The 25,612-nt window shown below is 35.3% G+C and carries 26 protein-coding genes and 1 tRNA gene; 17 read left to right on the top strand and 10 right to left on the bottom strand.

Annotated features, from left to right (window positions below; translation table 11 throughout):
* Positions 1-5: 5 nt before the first annotated feature.
* On the bottom strand, positions 6-335 hold the full coding sequence (locus ACZ1JT_RS02345) for a PadR family transcriptional regulator (protein WP_465094564.1): 330 nt from the start codon (positions 333-335) through the stop codon (positions 6-8).
* Between the two features lie 130 nt (positions 336-465).
* The gene (locus tag ACZ1JT_RS02340) at positions 466-918 is read right to left on the bottom strand and encodes a DUF4870 domain-containing protein (RefSeq protein ID WP_465094563.1); all 453 of its coding nucleotides are present in this window, start codon (positions 916-918) and stop codon (positions 466-468) included.
* A 234-nt stretch (positions 919-1,152) separates the two neighbouring features.
* On the opposite strand from ACZ1JT_RS02340, the gene ACZ1JT_RS02335 reads away from it, so the two are divergent.
* Both ACZ1JT_RS02335 and ACZ1JT_RS02330 read left to right on the top strand, forming a co-directional pair.
* Complete coding sequence (locus tag ACZ1JT_RS02335) at positions 1,153-1,605, top strand: DUF4442 domain-containing protein (protein WP_465094562.1); 453 nt, start codon at positions 1,153-1,155, stop codon at positions 1,603-1,605.
* Positions 1,606-1,686: 81 nt separating this feature from the next.
* Positions 1,687-2,592: a TIGR01777 family oxidoreductase gene (locus ACZ1JT_RS02330; RefSeq protein WP_465094561.1), complete on the top strand. Its 906-nt coding sequence runs from the start codon at positions 1,687-1,689 to the stop codon at positions 2,590-2,592.
* A 52-nt stretch (positions 2,593-2,644) separates the two neighbouring features.
* Here ACZ1JT_RS02330 and ACZ1JT_RS02325 read toward each other — a convergent pair whose 3' ends face one another.
* Entirely contained in the window at positions 2,645-3,304 is a 660-nt protein-coding gene (locus ACZ1JT_RS02325) for a YceI family protein (protein ID WP_465094560.1), read from the bottom strand.
* Between the two features lie 189 nt (positions 3,305-3,493).
* On the opposite strand from ACZ1JT_RS02325, the gene ACZ1JT_RS02320 reads away from it, so the two are divergent.
* The 9 genes from ACZ1JT_RS02320 (at position 3,494) to ACZ1JT_RS02280 (ending at position 12,652) form a co-directional block, all read left to right on the top strand.
* Positions 3,494-4,054, top strand: a complete 561-nt coding sequence (locus tag ACZ1JT_RS02320) for a nucleotide exchange factor GrpE (RefSeq protein WP_465094559.1) — start codon at positions 3,494-3,496, stop codon at positions 4,052-4,054.
* A gap of 21 nt (positions 4,055-4,075) precedes the next feature.
* A complete protein-coding gene (gene dnaJ, locus ACZ1JT_RS02315; protein WP_465094558.1) occupies positions 4,076-5,200 on the top strand; it encodes a molecular chaperone DnaJ in 1,125 nt (374 codons plus the stop codon).
* A gap of 106 nt (positions 5,201-5,306) precedes the next feature.
* The gene (locus ACZ1JT_RS02310) at positions 5,307-6,233 is read left to right on the top strand and encodes an ABC transporter ATP-binding protein (protein WP_465094557.1); all 927 of its coding nucleotides are present in this window, start codon (positions 5,307-5,309) and stop codon (positions 6,231-6,233) included.
* A gap of 79 nt (positions 6,234-6,312) precedes the next feature.
* Positions 6,313-7,611, top strand: a complete 1,299-nt coding sequence (locus ACZ1JT_RS02305; RefSeq protein ID WP_465094556.1) for an ABC transporter permease — start codon at positions 6,313-6,315, stop codon at positions 7,609-7,611.
* Positions 7,612-7,622: 11 nt separating this feature from the next.
* A complete protein-coding gene (locus ACZ1JT_RS02300; RefSeq protein ID WP_465094555.1) occupies positions 7,623-8,447 on the top strand; it encodes a mechanosensitive ion channel family protein in 825 nt (274 codons plus the stop codon).
* A 21-nt stretch (positions 8,448-8,468) separates the two neighbouring features.
* Positions 8,469-9,632, top strand: coding sequence for a sigma-54-dependent transcriptional regulator (locus ACZ1JT_RS02295; RefSeq protein WP_465094554.1), 1,164 nt, complete (start codon positions 8,469-8,471; stop codon positions 9,630-9,632).
* 90 nt (positions 9,633-9,722) lie between these two features.
* Positions 9,723-10,340 carry a DEAD/DEAH box helicase gene (locus tag ACZ1JT_RS02290; RefSeq protein ID WP_465094553.1) on the top strand — a complete coding sequence of 206 codons (618 nt, stop codon included), beginning with the start codon at positions 9,723-9,725 and terminating at the stop codon, positions 10,338-10,340.
* 65 nt (positions 10,341-10,405) lie between these two features.
* Positions 10,406-10,858, top strand: coding sequence for a hypothetical protein (locus ACZ1JT_RS02285; RefSeq protein ID WP_465094552.1), 453 nt, complete (start codon positions 10,406-10,408; stop codon positions 10,856-10,858).
* Between the two features lie 159 nt (positions 10,859-11,017).
* A complete protein-coding gene (locus ACZ1JT_RS02280) occupies positions 11,018-12,652 on the top strand; it encodes an ABC-F family ATP-binding cassette domain-containing protein (protein ID WP_465094551.1) in 1,635 nt (544 codons plus the stop codon).
* Between the two features lie 52 nt (positions 12,653-12,704).
* Here ACZ1JT_RS02280 and ACZ1JT_RS02275 read toward each other — a convergent pair whose 3' ends face one another.
* Complete coding sequence (locus ACZ1JT_RS02275; RefSeq protein ID WP_465094550.1) at positions 12,705-14,249, bottom strand: vWA domain-containing protein; 1,545 nt, start codon at positions 14,247-14,249, stop codon at positions 12,705-12,707.
* A gap of 37 nt (positions 14,250-14,286) precedes the next feature.
* Positions 14,287-15,120, bottom strand: coding sequence for a DUF6929 family protein (locus ACZ1JT_RS02270; RefSeq protein ID WP_465094549.1), 834 nt, complete (start codon positions 15,118-15,120; stop codon positions 14,287-14,289).
* Positions 15,121-15,257: 137 nt separating this feature from the next.
* Here ACZ1JT_RS02270 and ACZ1JT_RS02265 point away from each other — a divergent pair, with 137 nt between their 5' ends.
* Positions 15,258-16,133: a PPK2 family polyphosphate kinase gene (locus ACZ1JT_RS02265; RefSeq protein ID WP_465094548.1), complete on the top strand. Its 876-nt coding sequence runs from the start codon at positions 15,258-15,260 to the stop codon at positions 16,131-16,133.
* 161 nt (positions 16,134-16,294) lie between these two features.
* Entirely contained in the window at positions 16,295-16,546 is a 252-nt protein-coding gene (locus ACZ1JT_RS02260; protein ID WP_465094547.1) for an FUSC family protein, read from the top strand.
* A gap of 72 nt (positions 16,547-16,618) precedes the next feature.
* Here the strand turns inward: ACZ1JT_RS02260 and ACZ1JT_RS02255 are convergent, their stop codons facing one another.
* Positions 16,619-17,119 carry a hypothetical protein gene (locus ACZ1JT_RS02255; RefSeq protein ID WP_465094546.1) on the bottom strand — a complete coding sequence of 167 codons (501 nt, stop codon included), beginning with the start codon at positions 17,117-17,119 and terminating at the stop codon, positions 16,619-16,621.
* Between the two features lie 214 nt (positions 17,120-17,333).
* Here ACZ1JT_RS02255 and ACZ1JT_RS02250 point away from each other — a divergent pair, with 214 nt between their 5' ends.
* On the top strand, positions 17,334-18,716 hold the full coding sequence (locus tag ACZ1JT_RS02250; RefSeq protein WP_465094545.1) for an MATE family efflux transporter: 1,383 nt from the start codon (positions 17,334-17,336) through the stop codon (positions 18,714-18,716).
* 95 nt (positions 18,717-18,811) lie between these two features.
* Positions 18,812-19,039, top strand: coding sequence for a hypothetical protein (locus tag ACZ1JT_RS02245; RefSeq protein ID WP_465094544.1), 228 nt, complete (start codon positions 18,812-18,814; stop codon positions 19,037-19,039).
* Positions 19,040-19,139: 100 nt separating this feature from the next.
* Here ACZ1JT_RS02245 and meaB read toward each other — a convergent pair whose 3' ends face one another.
* The gene (meaB, locus tag ACZ1JT_RS02240; protein ID WP_465094543.1) at positions 19,140-20,225 is read right to left on the bottom strand and encodes a methylmalonyl Co-A mutase-associated GTPase MeaB; all 1,086 of its coding nucleotides are present in this window, start codon (positions 20,223-20,225) and stop codon (positions 19,140-19,142) included.
* 69 nt (positions 20,226-20,294) lie between these two features.
* On the opposite strand from meaB, the gene ACZ1JT_RS02235 reads away from it, so the two are divergent.
* Entirely contained in the window at positions 20,295-21,209 is a 915-nt protein-coding gene (locus ACZ1JT_RS02235; RefSeq protein WP_465094542.1) for an AEC family transporter, read from the top strand.
* An 18-nt stretch (positions 21,210-21,227) separates the two neighbouring features.
* Here ACZ1JT_RS02235 and ACZ1JT_RS02230 read toward each other — a convergent pair whose 3' ends face one another.
* The 3 genes from ACZ1JT_RS02230 to ACZ1JT_RS02220 all read right to left on the bottom strand — a co-directional run bounded on the left by ACZ1JT_RS02230 (position 21,228) and on the right by ACZ1JT_RS02220 (position 23,710).
* Positions 21,228-22,592: an RCC1 domain-containing protein gene (locus ACZ1JT_RS02230; protein ID WP_465094541.1), complete on the bottom strand. Its 1,365-nt coding sequence runs from the start codon at positions 22,590-22,592 to the stop codon at positions 21,228-21,230.
* A 202-nt stretch (positions 22,593-22,794) separates the two neighbouring features.
* A complete protein-coding gene (locus ACZ1JT_RS02225) occupies positions 22,795-23,607 on the bottom strand; it encodes a hypothetical protein (protein ID WP_465094540.1) in 813 nt (270 codons plus the stop codon).
* Positions 23,608-23,621: 14 nt separating this feature from the next.
* A tRNA-OTHER gene (locus ACZ1JT_RS02220) sits at positions 23,622-23,710 on the bottom strand.
* Positions 23,711-24,188: 478 nt separating this feature from the next.
* Between ACZ1JT_RS02220 and ACZ1JT_RS02215 the strand changes: the two genes are divergently transcribed.
* Entirely contained in the window at positions 24,189-25,592 is a 1,404-nt protein-coding gene (locus ACZ1JT_RS02215; protein WP_465094539.1) for an FAD-binding oxidoreductase, read from the top strand.
* The last annotated feature ends 20 nt before the right edge of the window (positions 25,593-25,612 follow it).

The raw sequence follows: 25,612 nt of genomic DNA, 5'->3' as shown, positions 1-25,612 counted from the left end.
GACTATTAGTTTTGGCTAGTTATTGTGTTTACGGCTCCGGCTAATTCGTTCCAAGTGCCATTTAATTCTTTTAAAAATTCTTTTCCTTCATCGGTTAGACCGTAATATTTTCTAGGTGGTCCAGATGTTGATTCTTCCCAACGGTAATTTAATAAGCCGTCGTTTTTTAATCGTGTAAGTAAAGGGTATACCGTGCCTTCCACAACTAGTAGTTTTGCGTTTTTTAGAGTGTCTAAGATTTCTGAAGTATAGGCATCTTTTTCTTTTAATACCGAAAGGATACAGAACTCTAAAACTCCTTTACGCATCTGAGCTTTGGTGTTCTCAATGTTCATAGATTTTCTTTTTTAATGATTAAACTGTTCATTTTTTGATTGATGTGATGATGTGATGATTGATTGATTGATTGATTGATTGATTGATTGATTGATTGATTGATTGATTGATTGATTGATTGAAACTCTTTTATTTTAAAAATGCTATGCTAAAAGGATATTTGAAATTTTCTCCGTAACTGGCTTTAACTGCTGCATATATGATTAAGAAAAATTCAACTAATTTTAATGTGCAAAAAATAAAAGCGGCGGATAGTGCAACTAATATTATTCCTGTGCTGTTGCTGTTTGCTATTTGTTCTATTTCAAAATGATTGTTTCCAAATTCCATTACGTTCACATTGTGAAATACTGCATATAAAATAGCTGGAATTGCAATTATTAGAAGGATACACGAATACAATAACATACTTAACTGGAAATTAAGTGCCTGTTTTCCGTTGCAATCCACAAATTGTGATTTGTCTTTTTTAAATGCCCATAAAAGAGTAGGGAATAAATAGTTTCCTAATGGAATAAAATACTGTGTTAGTGCACTTAAGTGAACTAAGGTAGCGGTGTTTTTTTCGGTTACTGTTGTCATACTGTTTTGTTTTTGATTTTACCGTTGCTTTTTAATTACTTTAGAATGCTTCGGATGATGATTGTTTTTAAAATTATATAATACTTTCTATAGCTTATTAATTTCTTATACAAAGATAAGGTCAAAAGAAGATACCTTGCAATACAAAGTACTAATAATTAACATTTTTTTAACATATTAAAAATATTATGAGTGCATACTATTTTTTTGTACATTAGCGTAAAATATAGCCTTATGGAGTTTACACCCTCAAAACTGAATACTTTTTTGTTTTTTAAATTGCCTTCTGCATTTTGGAGCGGAGTGCGTGTAAAACAAATTTCTACAGATAAATGTACAGTAACTGTAAAACACCGTTGGATCAATCAAAACCCATTTAATTCAATGTATTTTGCGGTACAGGCCATGGCAGCAGAACTAACTACTGGTGCATTAGTTATGTATCAAATTAAAAAAAGTGGTAAAAACATATCGATGTTAGTTGCTAATAATAAAGGTAACTTTAGCAAAAAAGCAAAAGGGAGAATAACATTTACCTGTAGTGACGGACACTTATTGGAGGAAGCCATTCGAAAAGCTATTGATACAAATGAAGGACAAACATTTTGGATGAAATCTATTGGTGTTGATGAGAAAGGTGACCAAGTATCTGAAATGGATTTTGAATGGAGTATTAAAGTAAAGTAAATTCCTCATAAAAGTTAAACCTACCTTAATTAACATTATTTTTTATAACTTGGCTTTTAAATTTGTAATAAAAAGCTGATTATGAAAGTTTTAGTTACTGGAGCAACTGGGTTGATTGGAAAAGAGCTGGTGTCGTTGCTACTGCAAAATGGTGTTGTAATTCACTATTTAACTACATCAAAAAAGAAAATAGAAGGAGAGCCTAACTATCAAGGTTTTTTTTGGGATCCCCAAGCAGGAATCATCGATGAGAATTGTTTGTTGGGGGTAGATGCTATTGTTCATTTAGCAGGGGCTAATATTGCCAAACGCTGGACTAATTCGTATAAACAAGAAATTATTGAAAGCCGAATTTTAACTTCCGATTTGCTTTTCAACGCTTTAAAAAATAATCCCAATCAAGTTAAACATATTGTTTCTGCTTCTGCTATTGGAATTTACCCTAGCAGTCTAACTACGGTATATACCGAAGAGAATACACAAATAAATCCCACTTTTTTAGGAACTGTAACCGAAAAATGGGAGGATTCGGTAGAGAAATTCAAACGTTTGGATATAGCAGTTTGTAGGCTCCGTATCGGATTGGTTTTAGCCAAAGATGGTGGAGCGCTGCCTCAAATGGTAAAACCCATTAAATTGGGCTTTGGTTCTGCTTTTGGTTCTGGAAAACAAATGCAGTCTTGGATTCATATTCACGATTTAGCAGCAATGTTTTTTTATGCTCTAACAAACCGTTGGAATGGAATATACAATGCAGTAGCTCCTCATCCAGTTACGAATTCGGAACTTATTCAAGGAATTGCAAAAGTTTTGGACAAAGACATTTATTTGCCAAATGTTCCAAAGTTGGTTTTGAAATTAATGTTAGGAGAAATGCATGTTTTGCTTATTGATAGTCAAAATGTAAGTGCTCAAAAAGCACTAAATGAAGGATTTCGATACAAATATAAAATCCTAGAAAAAGCATTAGATAGCCTGTTAGAATAAAAAAGCACCCAAAAATGGGTGCTTCAAATTATAACGTAAGATGAATTAATAATTATTTAGTTGCTTTAATAGTTATTTTAACTTCTACTTCATCGTTGATGAATTTGTCTTTTAAATCACCAAAAATAGACTTAGAGGCGTAATTAATTTTCCAATAGGTACGGTTAATCATTAAAGGCTCACTTTCAATAGTAACTAAAGAATCGGTTACCGATACTTTTGCTGGAAAATTAACTGCTTTGGTAACACCTTTAATAGATAAGTTTCCAAATACAATTGTTTTTCCATTTTCTTCAGCAACATTAATGACGGTGAAATCTCCAGTTGGATACTTTTTTACATTAAAAAAATGATCTTGCCCTTCTTTATCTCCAGTTCCTTTTAAGTGTGCTTCCAAATCTTCTTTGCCATCACCAGGTTTTAAATCGGTAACAGTTATAGAATTCATGTTTAAAGTAAATTTACCAGCTACAATCTGACTGTCTTTTACGGTTAATTGACCTTCTTTTAAAAGAATAGTCCCTGTATGTTTTCCGGTTGGCTTAAAACCTGTCCAATCAATTACAGAAGCTGTAGTGTCGGCTTTAAAAATAGTACCAGAATCATTTGCTGCAGGTAAAGTAACATCTGTGGTTTCAGTAGTTTGTTCTTTTTTACAAGAAACTAGCACTACAGAAGAAATAAGAAATAAGCTAAGGAAAATTTTTTTCATAAAATTTCAGTGTTGTTTGTTGTTCTTAACTACAAATCTATCCATTTTGAAATTAAATTCTTCTTAAAAAAGTATTAAAATAATTTTAGTAGAGAATAATATTTTAAAATTTATAAAAAAAGAGAATGACAAATTGACATTTTTAAAGAAATGGCAATACTTTTGCAATCTCAATTTTGGAACACATTTATGTTTAAAAAAAGAAATAAAAATATGACTAAAGAAAGTACTGAAAATATCGAAAAAGAGCCTTTGCAAAATGAGAATGTTTCAGAAAATCAAGAAATCACAAATGCAGAACTAACTGTTGAAGAAAAGCTTCAGGAAGATTTAGCAAAAGAAAAAGATAAATTTTTGCGTTTGTTTGCCGAATTTGAAAACTATAAAAAGCGAACAACTAAAGAACGTGTAGAATTATTTAAAACAGCCGGACAAGAAGTTTTACAAGCTATGTTGCCGGTAATGGATGATTTTGACCGCGCACTTACGCAAATTTCAAAGTCGGAAGACGAAGCTTTGGTTAAAGGTGTAGAATTGATTTACGATAAGCTAAAATCAACTTTAATTTCAAAAGGTTTGGAAGAAGTTGAGGTGAAATCTGGTGATGATTTTAATGCCGATTTTGCTGAAGCCATAACCCAAATTCCTGCCGGTGATGAAATGAAAGGTAAGGTGGTAGATGTTGTGGAAAAAGGATATAAATTGGGCGAAAAAATTATTCGTTTCCCTAAAGTAGTGATTGGGGCCTAAATCCCTAAAATTGAACTGTCAATGAAAAAAAGAGACTTATACGAAGTACTTGGTGTAGATAAAAACGCTACGGCTGAACAAATTAAAAAAGCGTATCGTAAAAAAGCCATTGAGTTTCATCCAGATAAAAATCCGGGTGACAAAGTTGCTGAAGATAAATTTAAAGAGGCAGCCGAAGCCTATGAGATTTTAGGAGATGCTGACAAAAAAGCACGTTACGATCAATACGGTCATGCTGCTTTTGATGGTGCTGGTGGTTTCGGAGGTGGTGGTCATCACATGAATATGGATGATATTTTCAGCCAATTTGGAGACATCTTCGGTGGTGCTTTTGGTGGCGGCTTTGGTGGTTTCGGCGGAGGCGGCGGTCAACGCAGAATGAAAGGGAGCAACTTGCGAATTAAAGTAAAACTTAATTTGGAAGAAATTGCCAATGGCGTTGAGAAAAAAGTAAAAGTAAAACGTAAAGTTCAAGCCAAAGGAGTTACTTACAGAACGTGTCCAACCTGTCATGGTTCCGGACAAGTAACTCGTGTAACCAATACCATTTTAGGGAGAATGCAAACAGCCTCTCCATGTAATGCTTGTGGCGGAACGGGTCAAATGATAGATAGTAAACCTGCAGGAGCCGATGCGCACGGAATGGTTTTAGAAGACGAAACAGTTTCAATCAAAATTCCTGCTGGTGTAGTAGATGGCATGCAGTTAAAAGTTGCTGGAAAAGGTAATGATGCTCCAGGCTCTAATGGTATACCAGGTGATTTAATTGTTGCTATCGAAGAAGTAGAACACGAATTCTTAAAACGCGAAGGTGAAAATTTGCATTACGATTTATACATCAGTTTTGCTGAAGCTGCCCTAGGAACATCTAAAGATATTGAAGCAGTAGGAGGTAAAGTCCGCATTAAATTGGAAGAAGGTATTCAATCGGGTAAAATTTTACGCTTAAAAGGAAAAGGAATTCCAAGTTTAAATAGTTATGGAAGTGGTGACTTGTTGGTTCATGTTAATGTTTGGACACCAAAAACTCTAAACAAAGAACAGAAGCAGTTTTTTGAGAAAATGATAGACGATCCAAATTTCACTCCGAAACCTGAAAAATCAGATAAATCTTTCTTTGAAAAAGTCAAAGATATGTTTTCATAATATCAAGTAGTTATATCTAAAACCCGTTTACAGACGGGTTTTTTTATGTAACAAATTCAGCTATTTCGTTACAAATACGTATTTTTACAAAAAACATACTAAATTCATGAGTTCAATTCTTGAAGTGAATAATGTTGTCAAGCAATATGGCGACTATACCGCATTAAACAGTGTTTCGCTTAAAGTTCCAAAAGGAAGTATTTATGGTCTGCTAGGGCCAAATGGAGCTGGAAAAACCTCGTTAATTCGAATTATCAACCAAATAACCATGCCCGATAGTGGCGAGGTTATTCTTGATGGCGAAAAATTAGCGCCTCATCATGTGCAATATATTGGGTATATGCCCGAAGAAAGAGGTTTGTATAAAACCATGAAGGTTGGGGAACAGTGTTTGTATTTAGCCCAACTTAAAGGGTTGTCACACGCCGAAGCCAAAAAACAATTAAAATATTGGTTTGAAAAATTTGAGATTCAAGGATGGTGGGATAAAAAAATCCAAGAACTTTCTAAAGGAATGGCTCAAAAAATTCAATTTGTGGTAACCGTTTTGCATCAACCGAAACTACTTATTTTCGATGAGCCGTTTTCAGGGTTTGACCCGGTAAATGCCAATCTTATAAAAGATGAAATTATCGAATTAAAAAAGAAAGGATCAACTATAATTTTTTCTACGCATCGTATGGAAAGTGTGGAAGAAATGTGCGATGATATTGCCTTAATCCATAAATCGAATAAATTAATCGAAGGAAAACTTATCGATGTCAAAAAAGAACATCGAACCAATGCCTACGAAGTTGGAATTCTTTCGGGTAATGTAGAGCGATTAATGTATGATTTAACACAGAAATTCAAATTGCAATCAACCGATTTTAAATCGCTTAACGACGAATTAAAGTTAGAAGTGCAATTGGATAAGGCTACACCAAACGAGCTACTGAATATTTTAACGCAAAACGGGCAAGTAACTCATTTTGTTGAAAAAATTCCTAGTATCAACGATATTTTCATTCAAACGGTAACAAATAAAAACTAATAAATTCTTAGAGCTAAATTTCAAATTCATTGTTTGAAAATTGGAGTTTTATTTTTAGGGATTTTGAATTTTAAAAAATATGAGTGTATTAAGTTTAATCATAAAAAGAGAGTTTATTGCCAAAGTACGCAATAAGTCATTTATTGTAATGACTTTCTTAGGGCCATTACTTATAGTAGGTATGACGGTTTTAATTGCGTATTTATCAAATATCAACGAAGGCGAAATAAAAAAGATAGCGGTTCACGACGAAGCTGGAGTTTTCGTGAAAGATTTTAAAGATTCTGAAGGAATTAAGTACATCGACTTGTCTAAAATGCCATTTCAAGTAGCTAAAAACACGGCAAGCAAGAGTTACGAAGGTATGATTTATGTGCCTAAAGTGGCTAACCTGTCCGATTTGGCTACTAAAACGCAATATATTTCAGATGACAGCCCAAGAATCGAGTTTATCATGGGTCTTGAAAGCGTTATAAATACTAAATTAAGTAACGATAGCCTTCAAAAACTTGGTTTTGATACTAAGAAAATTGAAGAAGCTAAAGTGAAATCAGATATTCATGTTACTAAGTTTTCGGGAGAAGAAGGACTGAAATACTTAAACGAAATAAAAATCGGAATTGGTTTTGCTTTCGGTTATTTGATTATGATGTTCATTATCATCTATGGTAACATGGTTATGCGAAGTGTAATTGAAGAAAAAACAAATCGAATTATCGAAATTATTATTTCTTCGGTTAAACCCTTTAAGCTCATGATGGGTAAAATTATCGGTACTTCATTAGCCGGTATTTTGCAGTTTTTGGTATGGATTATTTTAGGTTTTGTATTGTTGATTGTACTAACCATGTTTATGGGCGGTCAAGCCGATATGACATCTACAACTCAATTATCTGCCGAACAAATGCAAGTTGCTACAAGTTTTGCAGGAAAAATTCAGTTGTATCTTAATGAAATTCCAACCTTAACCATAGTTGTGTTTTTTGTAATTTATTTCATCGGAGGATACTTTTTATACAGCTCGCTTTATGCCGCTATTGGTGCTGCCGTTGATAGTGAAACCGATTCGCAACAGTTTTTATTGCCAATTATTATGCCTTTAATGTTAGGGGTCTATGTAGGGTTTTTTACTGTAATGAACGACCCTCACGGTACAGTTGCTACAGTATTTTCCATGATACCATTTACCTCGCCAATAGTAATGCTAATGCGTATTCCTTTTGGAGTGCCTTGGTGGCAAATTGCAATCTCAATTGCGTTGTTATTCGGGACTTTTATTGGAGTAGTTTGGTTTGCCTCTAAAATTTATAGAGTGGGAATTTTAATGTATGGTAAAAAACCAACATGGAAAGAACTTTTCAAATGGTTGAAATATTAAACCAATAAGCAATGTTAGAACACATAGGTAGCATATTGAAATATCAATTAATCAATACTAAAACTATTGATTTTACCGTAGCCGATTTAATTATTTTGGTTATGGTATTAATCATGACTACTGTTGTTCTAAGATTAGCAAGAAAAATTATTACCAGAAATTTACCTGATGAAGACAAAAACAAATTCATTAGCGTATTTCAATTCATCAAGTATGTAGTTTATGTACTGGTTTTTATGTTCACACTGCATTCGTGTGGAGTAAATATGAATGTTTTTTTAACAGCGTCAGCAGCTTTGTTTGTTGGTGTTGGATTTGCCTTGCAAACATTCTTTCAGGATATTATTTCGGGAATCTTAATAATATTAGATCAATCGTTGCATGTAGGAGATATTATTGAAGTAGACGGAAAAGTAGGCGAAGTAAAAGAAATAAAACTACGTACAACACGTATGGTTACTAGAAACGATAGGGTTATGATTATTCCAAACCATAAATTTATGGTAGAAACTCTTTTCAATTGGACACAAAACAATAGAACAAATCGGGAACAAGTAATAGTAGGTGTAGCCTATGGGAGTGATGTGCAGTTGGTGAGGCAGTTACTTATTAACGCTGCAAAAACAACCGAAGGTGTATTGACAACCGAAAATATTATTGTTCTATTTGAAGATTTTGCCGATTCGTCACTTAATTTTTCAGTGAATTTTTTCGTCGAAAATGGTATGCGAAGTCCGAGAATTCAAAGCGAAATTCGTTTTAAAATTGACGATTCCTTCCGTAGAAACAATATTTCAATTCCTTTCCCGCAACGAGAGGTTCGAATGATCAATTAATCAAATTAGTAAGTAAAAGAAATGTCAAAAATATTAATCATAGAAGATGAAGCGGCAATTCGAAGAGTTTTAACCAAAATTCTATCGGAAGAAAATGATACATATAAAGTAGAGGAAGCCGAAGATGGTTTGGAAGGCTTAGAAAAAATCAAAAATGAAGATTATGATTTAGTGCTTTGTGATATCAAAATGCCAAAAATGGATGGGGAAGAAGTATTAGAAGCCGCAAAAAAAATAAAACCCGAAATTCCAATCGTGATGATTTCAGGTCACGGCGATTTGGAAACGGCTGTTAATACAATGCGATTAGGCGCTTTTGATTATATTTCGAAACCACCCGATTTAAACCGATTGCTTAATACAGTTCGTAATGCTTTAGATCGAAAACAATTGGTGGTTGAAAATAAAATTCTGAAGAAGAAAGTTTCTAAAAACTACGAAATGGTTGGTGAAAGCGAACCTATTAACCATATCAAGGAAATGGTTGATAAAGTTGCACCAACAGAAGCAAGAGTTTTAATAACCGGGCCTAATGGAACAGGTAAAGAACTAGTAGCACATCAGTTGCATGAAAAAAGCGAGCGTTCGGCTGCGCCTTTAATTGAAGTAAACTGTGCTGCAATACCATCCGAGCTTATAGAAAGCGAATTGTTCGGTCATGTGAAAGGAGCCTTTACTTCGGCAGTAAAAGACAGAGCTGGTAAATTTGAAGCAGCCAATGGAGGAACTATTTTTTTAGATGAAATTGGTGATATGAGTTTGCCTGCACAAGCCAAAGTATTACGTGCATTGCAGGAAAATTTAATTCAACGTGTAGGAGCAGATAAAGACATAAAAATTGATGTTCGTGTTGTGGCTGCTACCAATAAAGATTTAAAAAAGGAAATCGCTGAAGGTAGATTCCGTGAAGATTTGTACCATCGTTTGGCAGTTATTTTAATTAAAGTTCCGGCATTAAACGACAGACGTGATGATATTCCGTTATTAATAGGACATTTTACCGATAAAATCGCTTCAGAGCAAGGAACAGCCGTTAAGAAATTTTCGCCAGGCGCAATAAAATTACTTCAAGAATACGACTGGACCGGTAATATCCGAGAGTTACGTAATGTGGTAGAACGCCTTATTATTTTAGGTGGGAATGAAATTTCAGAAAATGATGTAAAACTCTTCGCGAGCAAATAAATTTAAGTAATAAGGGATAAGTAACAAGGTAAAAGTTGTAAATTAAAAATAACTTTTCCCTTACCCCTTTTAACTTTTCACTTACTAGTTATGCAATTAAAAAAAATAAACCCGAACCTTCAAAAAGCACTTATTGAATTTGATTTAATCGAAGCCAATGAAATGCAACAAGAAACATTTTCTACAATTAAAAGTGGAGCTGATGCTGTAATACAGTCGATTGGAGGAAGTGGAAAAACAACCACAATAGTTTTGAATGTTATTCAGCGATTGGAGAAAGCGCATATGATTTCTCCTCGCGCACTTATCGTTGTGGAAACCAAAGAAAAAGTGCTTGAAATGATGGATATGTTTTCAGTTTTGGGGAAATATACCGATTTGAGAATATACGGAACTCACGATAAAAGCGATTTGGATTACGATAAAAACCAAATATCGGTTGGTATCGATGTGCTAATTGGAACACCCAATCGGTTAAACGATATGTTTGCTACTGCAGGATACGATGTAAATCAATTAAAAATGTTTGTGGTAGATGATGCCGATGTACTTTTTAAGAACCGAATGGATCCTAAAATTATTCGAATTTCCGACAGTATCACAAAAACACAGCGCATTTTCTTTTGCACAGAAATTACAGAAAAGATAGAAATTATGGCCGATAGAGTTATGATTGAGCCTTTGTTTTTCGAAATGGACGATGAATAAAAGTGAATGATTTTTTTAAGTTTTTAATGAAATTTAGTAACTTTAAGAACTAAAATATTTTAACTATGAGAGCATTACTTTTATTTTTACTGATAAGTTTTTCATCTTTTGCACAAGACAGCAAGCAAATATATGTGCCATCGGAAGTGACTATGGCATTTAATAAAAAATATTCCAATGCAAACGACGTAATGTGGAATATGACCTATAGAGGTGATAACGGAACTTCGCAACGATATGAAGCCACTTTCTTAAATAATAAAGTTAAATATTTGGTGAGTTACGATAAAGAAGGGCATGAAAAAGCAGTAGAAAAAGCAATTAAAATCAATCGCCTTTCCACATCAGTTAAAAATTATCTAAAAGCGAATTATCCAACATTTAAAGTACTTGAAGCATCAGAGGTAAGTATGGACAACGGAGATAAAAATGTTGAAGTAGGGTTAAATAATGATGACAAGTTTTTAGTAGCGGTATTTAATGTAAAAGGAGATTTCCTTTTTATGAAAGAAGAGTAATTTTATAAAATTATAGTTCAAAAGGCAGCAGTAGCTGCCTTTTTTTATTGCAACAAGTTGTTTTTAACTGATTTTCAAATTGGCGCATTATCAAATTCAATTATCTTTGCACCTTCAAAATTCGGAGAACCAATTAACCGAATCAACAAATTAACAAATATGATTACAGTAAACGATATCGCAGTAGAGTTTGGAGGGACAACATTGTTCAGTGACATCACTTTTGCTATTAATGAAAATGATAAAATTGCCTTAATGGGTAAGAATGGTGCCGGAAAATCGACACTGTTAAAAATTGTAGCCGGTGAAAACAAACCAACTCGTGGTGGAATTTCTGCGCCAAGCGATGCTGTAATCGCGTATTTGCCACAGCATTTACTTACTGCTGACGATTGCACGGTAATGGAAGAAACATCGAAAGCTTTTGCAGAGGTGTTGAACATGAAGAAAGAAATTGATGATATCAACGAGCAATTAACCATTCGTACCGATTACGAAAGTGACGAGTATATGAAATTAATCGAACGTGTTTCGGAACTTTCTGAAAAATATTATTCGATTGAAGAAGTAAATTATGAAGCTGAGGTTGAAAAAGTACTGAAAGGTTTAGGTTTCGAAAGAGAAGATTTTACGCGATCAACTTCTGAGTTTTCAGGAGGATGGAGAATGCGTATTGAACTAGCGAAAATCCTTTTGAAAAAACCGGATTTGATTTTGTTGGATGAGCCGACGAATCACTTAGATATGGAAAGTATTCAGTGGTTGGAAGAGTTTTTAATCAATCAAGCCAAAGCGGTAATGGTAATTTCTCACGACCGTGCGTTTGTAGACAATATTACCAATCGTACCATCGAAGTAACCATGGGACGTATTTACGATTACAAAGCAAAATACTCTGATTATTTAGTTTTACGTCAAGATCGACGTATACACCAGCAAAAAGCGTACGATGAGCAACAAAAGTTCATTGCCGAAAATCAAGCGTTCATTGAGCGTTTCCGAGGTACTTTCTCTAAAACCGAGCAAGTACAATCTCGAGTTCGTATGTTAGAAAAGTTAGTGCTTGTTGAGGTAGATGAGGTGGATACATCGGCTTTGAAATTAAAATTCCCACCATCACCACGTTCAGGACAATATCCTGTGGTTGTAGCAGAATTGACAAAAAAATACGGCGACCATGTAGTTTTCAATAACGCAAGTATGGTTATCGAGCGCGGACAGAAAGTCGCTTTCGTAGGTAAAAACGGTGAAGGAAAGTCAACCATGATTAAAGCCATCATGAAAGAAATCGATCATGACGGTGGAAAACTGGAAATCGGGCATAATGTTCAAATTGGTTATTTTGCACAAAATCAAGCAGCTTTATTGGATGGCGAATTGTCTATTTTCGATACTATCGATCAAATTGCAGTAGGCGATGTGCGTACCAAAATTAAAGATTTATTAGGAGCATTTATGTTTAAGGGTGATGACATCCAAAAGAAAGTAAAAGTGCTTTCTGGTGGTGAAAAAACCCGCTTAGCCATGATTAAATTGTTGTTGGAACCCGTAAACGTTTTAATTCTGGATGAGCCTACCAACCACTTAGATATGAAAACCAAAGATATCATTAAAGATGCTCTACGTGATTTCGACGGAACCTTGATATTAGTATCCCACGACCGTGATTTCTTAGACGGTTTAGCCGAAAAAGTTTTCGAATTCGGACACAAACGCGTGAAAGAACATTTCGAAGATATTAAAGGTTTCTTGGCTCACAAGAAAATGGAAAGCTTGAAAGAGATTGAGAAATAAAAATAAAAAACCCTGAAAGAATATTTCAGGGTTTTTTTGTTGTAAGTAATTGTTAATTTACAGCTTCCACCAAGCGAATGAATTCTGATTTGTAACCTTCATCATCGTTATATAAACCTTGTTTGGCAAGAGTTAGAATATGATTTGAATCTTTATCTGAAATAAATTTTGATTCTCTTAGTTTCAACCCAAACCAAGCAACAGCCGAAGCAAATTTAAAATCTTTAGAGACTTCCTTCAAAGAAGTAGTTTTTTTGGCAATAGTTTCAACTATTTCAATGCTTTTTTCACCATCTGGTTTTTTATATCGAAACTTAACAGTGGCTAATTCATTACTGTTGTTGCCAGATTCATTGTTTACAGATGTGTATTTTAATTTTGGAAGGCTGTAGTCACTTTCTATACCGATAGGTATGATTTCATACAAAGCAGTAACAGTGTGTCCGCTCCCCAGTTCTCCTGCATCAACGGCATCGTTTTTAAAGTCTTCTGTTTTTAGTTTTCTATTTTCGTAGCCAATTAATCTATAGGCCTGAACATATTTTGGGTTAAATTCTATCTGTATTTTTACATCCTTAGCAATTGCAAACATATTGCCTTTAAATTCTTTACCTAAAAAACGGTTGGCTTCTTGCATGTTGTCTATGTATGCATAGTTACCATTACCTTTATCAGCTAATATTTCCATTTTGCTATCTTTGTAGTTGCCCATTCCATAGCCCAAACAAGTTAAGAAAACACCCGATTTTCGTTTCTCTTCAATTAATTTTTCCATGTCTTGATCCGAAGCTCCTCCTACATTAAAATCGCCATCCGTTGCTAATACAATTCTGTTGTTTCCTCCTTTAATAAAGTTTTCTTCAGCAATTTTATATGCTAATGTAATCCCGGCTCCTCCAGCTGTACTACCTCCAGCAGATAACTCGTCGAATGCATCCATGATTTTGTTTTTTTCATCACCAGATGTTGGTGGTAAAACCAAACCTGCAGCACCAGCATAAACAACAATAGAAACCTTGTCTATTGGTCTAAGTTCTTTAACCATTCGTTTCATAGATTCTTTTAAAAGCGGAAGTTTGTTGTCATCTGACATTGAGCCCGAAACGTCAATTAGAAATACAATGTTAGAAGCTGGAAGATTATCCATTTCAATATTTCGTCCTTGTATTCCAATTTTCAAAAGTTGGTGCTTTTTATTCCACGGACAATCACTATATTCCGTGTTAATTGAAAACGGATGTTGGTTTGTAGGTTGTGGATAGCTATATTTGAAAAAATTCATCATTTCTTCAACGCGTACAGCTTCTTTTGGGACTTTTTGACCGTTATTGATAAAACGACGTATGTTGGTATAGGAAGCATTGTCTACATCTATTGAAAAAGTAGATAATGGGCTTTGTTGTGGACTTTCGAAGGGGTTTTCTTCTAGTGCAGCATAACTTTCTTGGTTTTCAGGTTCGGGGAGCAAAAAATCACCGGATTCAATTACAATTTCTTCTGTGGTTTCATTTGCATCATAAACTTCGGGTTTAGCTTCTCTGCAACTAAATTGGGTAAGCAATACTGTGCTGCTCAAGATAATGAAAGTCTTTTTCATCGTTTTCTTTTGTGGTTAAGCGTTAATTTTTACAGAATTATTTTTTCAGATTTAGTTGAAAGATATTAGCTTTTAATACCTCAGTATCGTTGTCCTCACAAAGTAAAAAGCTAATTTCACTATCTGTTTCTTGATATAACGCTAAACCTTCAAATTTATGCGTGTCGGTAATTTTTTTTGTAAAATCGATTTTCATAGTACTTGTATCAATACGCCCAATAATGCTTCCTAAAACTTCACCATCACTGTAGGTAGAAGTTGTGTTTTCGGCCGTAGCTAAAAAATAGATTTTTTTGCCCACCAAAATGGCATCGGTAAAACCGGTGCGAACACCTTTAATTTTAGGGAGTTTGTATTCGTTGGTAATGATATTAAATTCTTCTGTGAGGTTTTTACCTTGAACCGTAAAAATTATGTTTTTTCCTTTGCTGCCATTACCGCGATTAAAGAAAAACCATTCATCGGTATTTCGTACTACACCTTCAATATTTAAATCACCTTCGGGCAATTCGGCAAAGGTTTGCATAGAAAGGTACAAATCGCTTAAGTCGGAAGTGGCTTCAACGGTTTTTGTTTTAGCATCCAATTGTACCATTTTGGTACGTTTTTCGGTAGAGCCGGAGCCAAAAACATAAATTTTCCCATCAAACTCGGTGATGGCTTCAAAATCTGGTTTTTCTTTTTTGGCTATATTTTCTGTTGGGTTTTCCGTAAGCGGATGGCGATCCAGTGTTTTATTTTCAATGTTGTATTCGTATAAATAACTACTATTGTCGCCTACAACCAATACCTGATTGTCTTTAAAGATAAGTCCGGAAGCCGAACCAATTCCGATAATTTGAAATAAAATTTCTAAAGTGAATTTGTGCATACTTGTGGTTTATGGTTTTAGCCCCGATAGCAGCGACATCCTTTTTTTTGCTTTGAAAAATGGCAAAAAAAGATACAGCGGATAGCGGGAACGAGCTTCTAAAATTACTTATATTTACGAATATAAACCCAAAGAATATGGCAGTATTTAATCCGGATGATTTTAAAATTACCAAGCCGTTTGCATTGCAAAACTTCCCAACGGAGTTGCAAACTCATTTGAATGATAACGATAAAGAGGAAAAGCTGGATAAAGTTCAGGCCAAACTTAGTGAGCTGCAAGATGTAATGTATGCGCACAACCGTTATGGGGTTTTAATTTGTTTGCAGGGAATGGATACTTCGGGAAAAGACAGTTTGATTCGGGAGGTTTTCAAAGAATTTAATCCGCGTGGGGTAGTGGTGCACAGTTTTAAAACGCCAAATTCCACCGAGTTGGAACATGATTATTTGTGGCGTCATTATCTTGCCTTACCCGAAAAAGGGAAATTTGCGGTTTTTAACAGAACCCATTATGAAAATGTATTGGTAACCCGTGTGCATCCGGAATATATTCTGAATGAAAATTTACCAGGCATTGAAAAAGTAGAAGATATCAAACCCGAATTTTGGGAAAATCGTTTTGAACAGATTAATAATTTTGAAAAACATATAACCCAAAACGGAACAATAGTGCTAAAGTTTTACTTTCATATGAGCAAAGAAGAGCAGCGTAAAAGGTTACTACGTCGTTTGGAAGAAGAACAGCATCATTGGAAATTTTCACCCGGCGATTTGAAAGAACGAGAGCGTTGGGACGATTATATGAAGTATTATGAAGAAGCCATTAATAAAACGTCTAAACCTCATGCACCTTGGTACATCATTCCTTCAGATGATAAAGAAATGGCGCGTTATATGGTTGCCAAAATCATTTGGGAAGAAATGCAAAAGTATACCGACATTAAAGAGCCAGAACTCGATGCGAAAATTAAAGCCGATTTCGAATTGTATCGCAATCAGTTAAGTAAGTAATAAAAAACGCCTTCTGTATTTAGAAGGCGTTTTTGTTTTATACCAGATGTGTGAGCTGAATAAGCCCGTCTTTTTCTGCAATGTAATATTTTTCCCTATTTTTTGTTTGATATGAAAAAAGACTTAATATTTTTGTGAAATAATCATCAACAAAATAAATAATGAAAGAAAAAAATCTATCTGAATTAACAGATCAAGAATTGCTACAAGAAGCCAAGAAAAGAAAGTCTAATGTATTATTAAACGCACTTTTAATAGGGTTTTGTATTGGAATTGTGTTTTACAGTATAGTTAAAAACACACTTGGATTACTAACATTAATTCCTTTATTTTTTGCATACAAGTTGCTTAATAAGGACAAGTATAATAATCAGGAGTTGGATGCTATTTTAAAAGAACGAAATTTAAAATAAGTAATAATAATAAACCGCAGATTCACAGCTATTAAAGACTTTAATTCATGAAGCTGCGGTTATTTTTTTGTTTTATAATTTAAACCCATAGGCTAAACGAAGCGAAACCTGTCCGGTATCATAATCGTTGTAGTTTTCGTAGCGTAAACTCACATCAATGTGCTTGGTAGCAATTCCAATTCCGGGTGCCCATAAAACCGAATTACCAAGCTCTTTAGTAGTTCCAAAAGCGCCACCAGCTTCTCCTAAAACATAAAATTGATTGCCTAAAAATGCTTTAAATCCTAATTTAGCAGGTATAAATCCGGCATCGGTTCCCGAACTAAATAAATGAGTATAGCCCGTTGTGGCAGCCAATGAGGTTTTGGTAGATAAATCGTATTGCAAGCGAGCATCTCCTCCTAAACTAAAACTATACGACTCTTTTACAGGTACACCACCGTTCAGTCCGAAGCCTAATCGCCAAACATGTAAGTATTTAGGTTGCTCAGTTTCTTGAGCGAATCCTTCTCCAGAAATAAATAGTGCCGATACAAATAATGTAATTGCCGAAATAAATTTTGCATGTCTCATGGGTAAAATAATTTAGTATTGAATTAGTATAAAAACTGCCGTTTTCAGGATTTGTTTTGCATAAAAAGATAAACTTCTGTTAAAAAAGCTTAATGTTTCTTAAAGAGGACGCCTATATGCTTAGTAGTCAAATTGTTATCATGTATGTCATTTTTTAAGAAATAGATACAATTCTCGAAAATCTACTTCTTACCTTTGCGCAAAATTTTTAACCATGCGTTGGGCTAACTATACAAAAGAGTTTTCGTCAAATTTAAAACTGGCATACCCAATTATCTTAGGAATGCTCGGGCATACCTTGGTGAGTATTGTCGATAATGTTATGGTTGGAAAATTAGGACCAACCGAATTAGCAGCGGCCTCTTTGGCTAATAGTTTTGTGTTTATAGCCATGTCTATTGGTTTGGGTTTTTCTACCGCCATTACGCCATTGGTTGCAGAAGCAGATGGAGAAAAGAATGTGGATAAAGAACGTACCATTTTTCATCACGGACTTATTTTATGTACAATCCTAGGAATTAGTTTATTTTCAATAATCTATTTTTCTAAGCCCTTAATAGAATTAATGGGCCAGCCGGCAGCTGTCGTTAAATTGGCAAAGCCTTTTTTGGATATTGTGGCGTTTTCACTAATTCCGCTTATTATTTTTCAAGGATATAAGCAGTTTGCCGATGGGAAATCGGAGACCAAAGTAGCCATGTGGGCTAACTTACTATGTAATGTGGTGCATTTCTTCTTGAATGTAGTTTTGATTTATGGCCTGTGGTTCTTCCCAAAATTAGGAATGTTGGGTGCCGCATACGGAACCGTTATTTCTCGTTTTGTAATGCTAATTTTCATTCATTTTTCTTTAAAAAATAAAGCGCGATTTAAAACCTATTTCGATGGGTTTTCATTCAAAGAATTGCAAAAGGATATTGTTCAAAAAATCATCAATTTAGGATTGCCGTCTTCCATGCAAATGTTTTTTGAAGTTGCCTTGTTTACAGGAGCCATTTGGCTTTCGGGTAGACTTGGTACAGCTTCGCAAGCAGCCAACCAAATTGCTTTAAGTTTAGCAACGTTTACTTTTATGTTTGTGTCTGGTTTAGGCGTGGCAGGTATGGTTCGTGTCGGAAATTGCAAAGGAGCGCAAGACTTTAAAATGCTACAAACAGTAGCACGTTCCTTGTTTTTATTAGCCATTATCATTCAAGGTATTTTTGCTGTTATTTTTGTGATATTGCATCCGTACTTACCAGAATTGTTCATGAATGCCGAAAATGTTTCAACATTGGCGAATAGTGCCGAGGTGATTTCCATTGCGGCTCATTTAATTATAATTGCGGCTATTTTTCAAATTTCCGATGGAATTCAGGTAGTGGTTTTAGGAGCACTTCGCGGATTACAAGATGTTAAAGTACCCATGTACATAACCTTTATTGCGTATTGGATTATTGGTTTTCCAATTTCCATTTATCTGGGATTGTACACCGAACTAAAAGCGATTGGTATTTGGATCGGATTACTATCCGGACTAACAGCTGCAGCAGTATTTTTGTATCTTCGCTTTAATTATTTAAGCAATAAGTTGATAGTGGAAAGTGATAAGAGATAAGAGAAAAGAGAAAAGGAAGTAAATGATTTGCAATCTTTTTACTCATCCCTTATCCCTCTTAATATATAGTTTTAAACTCATAATTCATAATTTGTATGGAATTACCAAAATTCGTTTTAGCAGACAACACCGATTTTCCAGATGATATTTTCATTATTCATTTAGAATTTCCACGTTTTTTAATCAATTTAAAAGATGATTCAGTTGAATTTTTAGAAGAAATCGATGAAGAAGACGAACAAGAAATGGAATCTGAAATGGAACATTTAATCACGTTGGCGGGTGAGTTTTACGATCGCGAAATGGAACGCTACGAGGACTAACGTTTAGTCGCAGTTTTCAGTCGCAGGAGTAGTTTTTTTAGTGATTAGTTGTTAGTAATTAGTTGTTAGTTAGCAATCACTAATTCCTATTTCCTAACTCCTAATGACCTAAATACTTATTCAAAAGCAACTGAGCGGCGGCAAACGGTGAAATTTCATTGTTTTGTACCGCTTTTTTATTTTCCTCTAGTAATTTCTGAATTTCAGGGTGGTTATAGAAATTTTGTTTTAACTGCTCGTTTATGGTTTCAATTAACCAATACTGGTTTTGTTCCTTACGTTTTTGCTCAAAAAAATGGTTTTCTTTGGTTAAGTTGAAATAGTCGGTTATCGTTTCCCAAACATCAGCAATCCCATCGTTGTGTAATGCGCTGCATGTGGTAACTTTTGGGGACCAACCCGAATTTTTCATTGGAAATAGATGTAACGCACGGTTGTATTCGGTTTTGGCCAATCGGGCGCGTTTGACGTTGTCGCCGTCGGCTTTGTTGATTACGATTAAATCGGCCATTTCCATAATTCCGCGTTTGATGCCTTGTAATTCATCACCGGCACCGGCTAAATTCAGTAACAAAAAGAAATCAACCATGCTGTGTACGGCGGTTTCGCTTTGTCCTACACCCACAGTTTCAATTAAAATGGTATCAAACCCACAAGCTTCACATAAAATAATAGATTCTCGCGTTTTTCGGGCCACACCACCCAAACTTTCACCGGAAGCGCTAGGTCGTATATAAGCGTTTTCATCTTTTACGAGCTCTTCCATACGGGTTTTATCGCCTAAAATACTACCATGTGAAATCGAACTGCTCGGGTCGACAGCTAACACAGCTACTTTTTTGCCTAATGATGTCAAAAACTTCCCAAAAGCCTCAATGAAAGTCGATTTTCCAACACCAGGAACACCGGTAATCCCAATTCGAACCGATTTATTAGCATGTGGTAAACAGCCTTTAATGATTTCATTAGCTTTTTCCAGGTGTTTTTCGCTGGTGCTTTCCACTAAAGTAATAGCACGACTTAAAGCGGTTTTGTCGCCTTTTAAAATGTTGGCAATCAGTTCTTCGGCGGTAGGTTGTGCTCTTCTAAACTTTTGGATTTGTTCCACAGAAGCCGCACTAATGATTTCCGGTTGTTCGATACCGTCATTTTCTTTTAAGGCCGATTTTTTATGCGAAGAATTCAAAACAAAGCTTTTCGTAAAAGTAGTAAATAGATTTCAAATTAATAATATCTTTGTTAGTCAACCGCTGTTATGGACAACATTCTACTCATTTTTGTTTGTATGCTTTTGGGTTTTTTGCTCAAACGCTCCGCCGCATTTCCTCCGTTAAGTTATAAAACACTCAATCAGTTTGTCATTCATATTTCGCTTCCGGCAGTAGCCTTGTATTATATTCCAAAGTTGGAAATTAGTACGAAGTTGTTGTTCCCATTAGGGGTAGCATGGTTGGGTTTTGCGTTGTCGTACGTGTTCTTTAGTGTTTTTTCCAAAATCTTCGGATGGTCAAAACGGCTTACGGGCTGTTTAATCATTGTGGCAGGTTTAGGCAATACCTCGTTTGTTGGTTTTCCGGTAATAGAAGCCGTGTACGGCAAGAAAGCTTTAGAAACCGCCGTTATTGTAGATCAACCGGGGTCGTTTGTCGTGGTTTCTACCTTAGCTATTTTAGTGGCAACGCTGTATTCCAGACATTCGAACAATTCGTTAAACGCTATTTTTAGAAAAATACTGTTTTTCCCGCCTTTTGTGGCGTTTGTTATTGCCGTAGGGTTAAATGTATGTCAACTCGATTTTCCAGAAATGCTGCAATCGGTTTTTCAGCGCTTGGGGAGTACAGTTACCCCAATTGCTTTGGTTGCGGTAGGCATGCAACTGGAATTCGATTGGAAAAGCAAACACTGGAAGTTTTTATCTCTAGGGTTACTGTTTAAGCTTTTTGTCACTCCGGCTTTCTTTTATCTGTTCTATGTACTTGTTCTAAAAGCACACGGACTCGAAGTTCAGGTTTCGGTGCTGGAATCGGCTATGGCGCCTATGATTACCGGAGCCATTGTAGCGGTAAATTACGGTTTGAAACCCAAACTGGCTAATATGATGATTGGCTTTGGGATTCCACTTTCGTTTTTAACCTTGGTGTTTTGGTGGTGGGTCTTGAAGGGGGTGTAAACCGCTTGTTGGGAATGACTATTTTTTGATAATTTTTTTAACAATAATGTTTTTATTCGAGTATATGACTAAAGTATAAACCCCATTGTTAATATTAGTTAATGAATATATGTTTTGTTTTACAGACCAAAATTGTATCATTCTACCTGTTAAATCATAAAGTTCAACTTTACTATAGAAATCTGTCATAGCAATTTCGAAAGTGTCCGTTGTAGGATTAGGTAAAATCGTTACAGAATTATTTTGAACATCAAAATCTACAGTATCTAAATTGGTACAATTAATTTGATATGGAGATGATAAATTTATTGTATTACCGTTTGCAAGTTGTCCAATGTTATTAGCACCCCAGCTGTAAATTTCAGAATTAGTTTTTAAAGCAAGTGTATGTGCTTGTCCAGAGAAAATTCCCGACCAATTACTGTCTATACCAATTTGAGTTGGTATTAATTTGTTAGTAAAAGTACCATCCCCTATATTGCCTTGAGAATTTTCACCCCAACACCACAATGTTCCATCAGCTTTAATAGCTTTTGAGCTTAAATAGCTTGCATCAATATACTGCCAATCATTGTTAGAGCCTATTTGAGAAGGTGTAGTTGCAGTTGTAGTAGTGTTGTTTCCAAGTTCTCCATATGCATTTCTACCCCATGCCCATAATGTATTATCACTCTTTAGCGCAAGGGTATGATTTAAACCGCTCGATACAGAAAGCCAATTATTATCAGTTCCTACTTGAGTAGGAATGTTTTGGGTAGCGTAATTACCCAAACCTAAATAACCATAAGTGTTTGTTCCCCAAGCCCAAAGCGTTCCATCATTTTTAATAGCTAACGCAAAATTATTTTTAGCAGCATTAATTTTTGACCAATTCGTATCGTTCCCCACTTGAACTGGTACAATTTGATTTACCGTAGTGCCAATTCCTAATTGTCCACTCTGATTGTTACCCCAAGCCCATAATGAACCGTCGTTTTTTATTGCTAATGAAAAATTTTGACCTGCCGAAATAGCTACCCAATTATTTTCTAGGCCAATCTGGATTGGAATATTTTTGTTTGTTAAGCTATTATCTCCTAACTGTCCTTCACCATTCCATCCCATAGCCCATAAAGTACCATTTGATTTTAATAGTAAAACATGACGATTCCCTCCGTCTATCTTAGCCCAATTTTCATCAATCCCTATTTGTGTTACATTAGTTTGCATACCAGAAGAGGTATTCAAATCAAAATCTAATGTTGAACCCCATCCATATAATTTGTTATCAAGTCCTATTGCTAATGAAGCCGCATTTAATGTAGTAACTTCTTTAAATACACATTGGCTACTAATATTTTGTAAGTTAAAAAGTATTATAATTATTAGTATTCTTATTTTCATCTGTTTTGTATTTTATTGAAATTACTTTCAACGTCCCGCCGACTTTGTGAAGGCGTGGATTTTTGTTACTGGTGTTTACAAAAATACCGAAAAGTTTGAAAGAAAAAACTTGATTTCGGAGAAGAAAGTTGGAGCACAGCTCTTTCCATTAAACACTGTTCCTCGCTTATATAAAACCGCTGTTGGCAGTAGTTATGGCTTGTTAAAATTTTTCAATTAGCGTAGTAACAACATCTTCTTGAATTTCTGTTACACCAGCGACATTTTGAAGTAAAACCCTAATATACTTTTTTTGCTTTTCTTCGGTAAATGATTTTAGTCTTTGTAAACTAGATGGAACATCTTTAAAATATTTTTCGAGAAAGTCAGATAAATATTTTTCCATATTAAGTTCAGCTAGCGCATATTCATCTATAGCGCTCACAAAGTCCTGAGTAGCCTTGATTAGTGCAGCTGTTTCTTTGAAAGTAAAATCCCCTTTTGATTCCCATGTTTTTTTCAACATTGAAATTTCCAACCCTGAAAATCGATTTTTAAGTTCTTCAGAATTTGTAATCAGATATTGTAAACTTGAATCTCTTATTTCATTATCGATGTCATAATGAAAAGTATAATTACGCCAAGTTATTAAAACCTCCATTAAGGCAATTAACATTGGGTCTACTTTTATTTCATCAGCTATATAAATTGTTTTTTTGTAAATAGACTGTCCAGCTCTAGAAAATAATTCTGTAAACTTTTCTGATTCCAATAATTTTGGTTTTCTATTTAGCTCTGTCATGTACATCTCAAGCGATTCAACCGCCCATGCTAAAAAAGATTTTAGAACAAAAATGCGAGAACGATTCGCTGATTTTTTTGGGTCTTTTGGCTCCCAAGTTGTGCTAAAGCTATCAGGCTTTTTAGTTATCATTCCACTTTGAATAGCATCAATTCCAACAAGTGCAGTAATCAAAAAATGATTTGCTTGACCAAATCTTTCTTTGAATTCTTTTTTTGCAGGGCTTTTTGTCATTTTTCCTTTTTTTGTGCATCTGGCAGGAGTTGAACCTGCTCTCTTCCTTTCAGAAGACTCCATTTAGGAGTGTTTAAGGGAAGCGCCCCGCGGCCTCAGATGCGAATAATTACCACTAACTAGTAGATATGTATGAAAGAAACATTTCTACACTGAGATATTTTCCAAACTTACCCATAAAAAACATACTGCACAATCACTAAATTTAGTGATATTTCAAACTTTTTTTGCTGTGGCAAATAAGTCAAACAAAAAAACCTGCCACGAATTTGTGGCAAAAAAACCGTGGCAAAAATGTTGCCACAGAAAAAATGCCACAAAATCAAAATCAACAACCAAATCAAAGCACCTTCAACCTGGTTTTTATCCTAAAAACTTTCCCCATAATTACGCCGTACTTAAGCCGTATATACCCCGTATATAAGCCGAGTAAACCCGAATAAAAAAAACATCGCAAATTGGGTAATTTTAACCAAGGATTTTGGAGCAGCGAAAGTCGTTTAAAAGGAACTGCCATGACACAGTAAAATCTCTTTTAAAAGAAAAAGAAAAACAACTAAATTTGTTTGAAAATAAGTACCATGGCAATCACACCCGAAATACTACAAAAATTACAAGCAATTGTAGGTTCATCGTATGTTTTTACCGACAGCGAAACCCGCAACCATTACGGTCATGACGAAACTGAAGATTATATGTTTCCGCCTACGGTTGTCGTGAAACCGGCTTCGGCACTGGAAATAGCAGAAATCATTAAACTGGCCAATCAATATAAAATTCCAACGGTACCCATTGGGGGCAGAACCGGCTTAAGTGGTGGGGCGCTTAGTATTTATGAAGGTATTGCATTGGCTACAGACCGACTAAATTCCATCATCGAAATAGACGAGAAAAACCTTCAAGTTACCACCGAGCCTGCTGTAATTACTCAAGTATTGCAGGAAACGCTTTTAGAAAAAGGTTTGTTTTATCCGGTAGACCCAAGCAGTCGTGGTAGTTGTTTTATTGGCGGAAATGTAGCCGAAAACGCAGGTGGGGCAAGAGCTGTTAAGTACGGTGTCACCAAAGATTATGTCATTAACCTAGAAGTGGTTTTGCCTTCCGGAGAAATCATCTGGACGGGAGCTAATACACTAAAAAACTCTACGGGCTATAATCTTACCCAATTGATGGTGGGAAGCGAAGGAACGCTCGGGATTATCACCAAAATTGTTTTAAAACTGCTTCCTAAAAACTCGCATAACGTTTTAATGTTGGTTCCGTTTTACAAGGCCGAACAAGCTTGCGAAGCCGTTTCTGCTATTTTTAGAGCTGGAGTAGTGCCTAGTGCTTTAGAATTCATGGAGCGCGATGCAATCGATTGGGCTATCAAATACATAGACGGGGTAAATGTGGCGATAAAAGAGAACATTCAGGCACATTTGCTTATTGAAGTGGATGGCAATTATCCTGATATTTTAATGCAGGAAGCCGAAAAAATTATGGGTGTTGTTGAGCAATTTGAGATCGATCAGATTTTGTTTGCCGATACCGAAGATCAAAAAAATGCCTTATGGCGCATGCGTCGTGGTGTAGCTGAAGCGGTAAAATCCAATTCGGTGTATAAGGAAGAAGATACGGTTGTCCCGCGTTACGAATTGCCAGCGCTTTTAAAAGGGATTAAAACCATAGGGGATAAGTACGGATTTAAATCGGTTTGTTACGGCCATGCCGGCGATGGGAACCTGCACGTCAACATCATCAAAGCCGATATGACCGATGAGAATTGGAAAACCGAAGTACCTAAAGGTATACGAGAAATTTTTGAACTAACGGTGGCTTTAAAAGGAACGCTATCGGGCGAACACGGTATAGGCTTGGTTCAAAAAAACTACATGGATATAGCATTTACCAAAGTACACTTGGAGCTAATGGAACGCATTAAAGCCGTATTCGACCCCAACAATATATTAAATCCCGGAAAAATATTTCCAGACGAAATGTAAAACACAAAAAGGATGTACGT

The sequence above is a fragment of the Flavobacterium sp. IC2-16 genome, from assembly GCF_055521455.1.
This window is presented reverse-complemented; position numbering and strand designations above follow the sequence as displayed.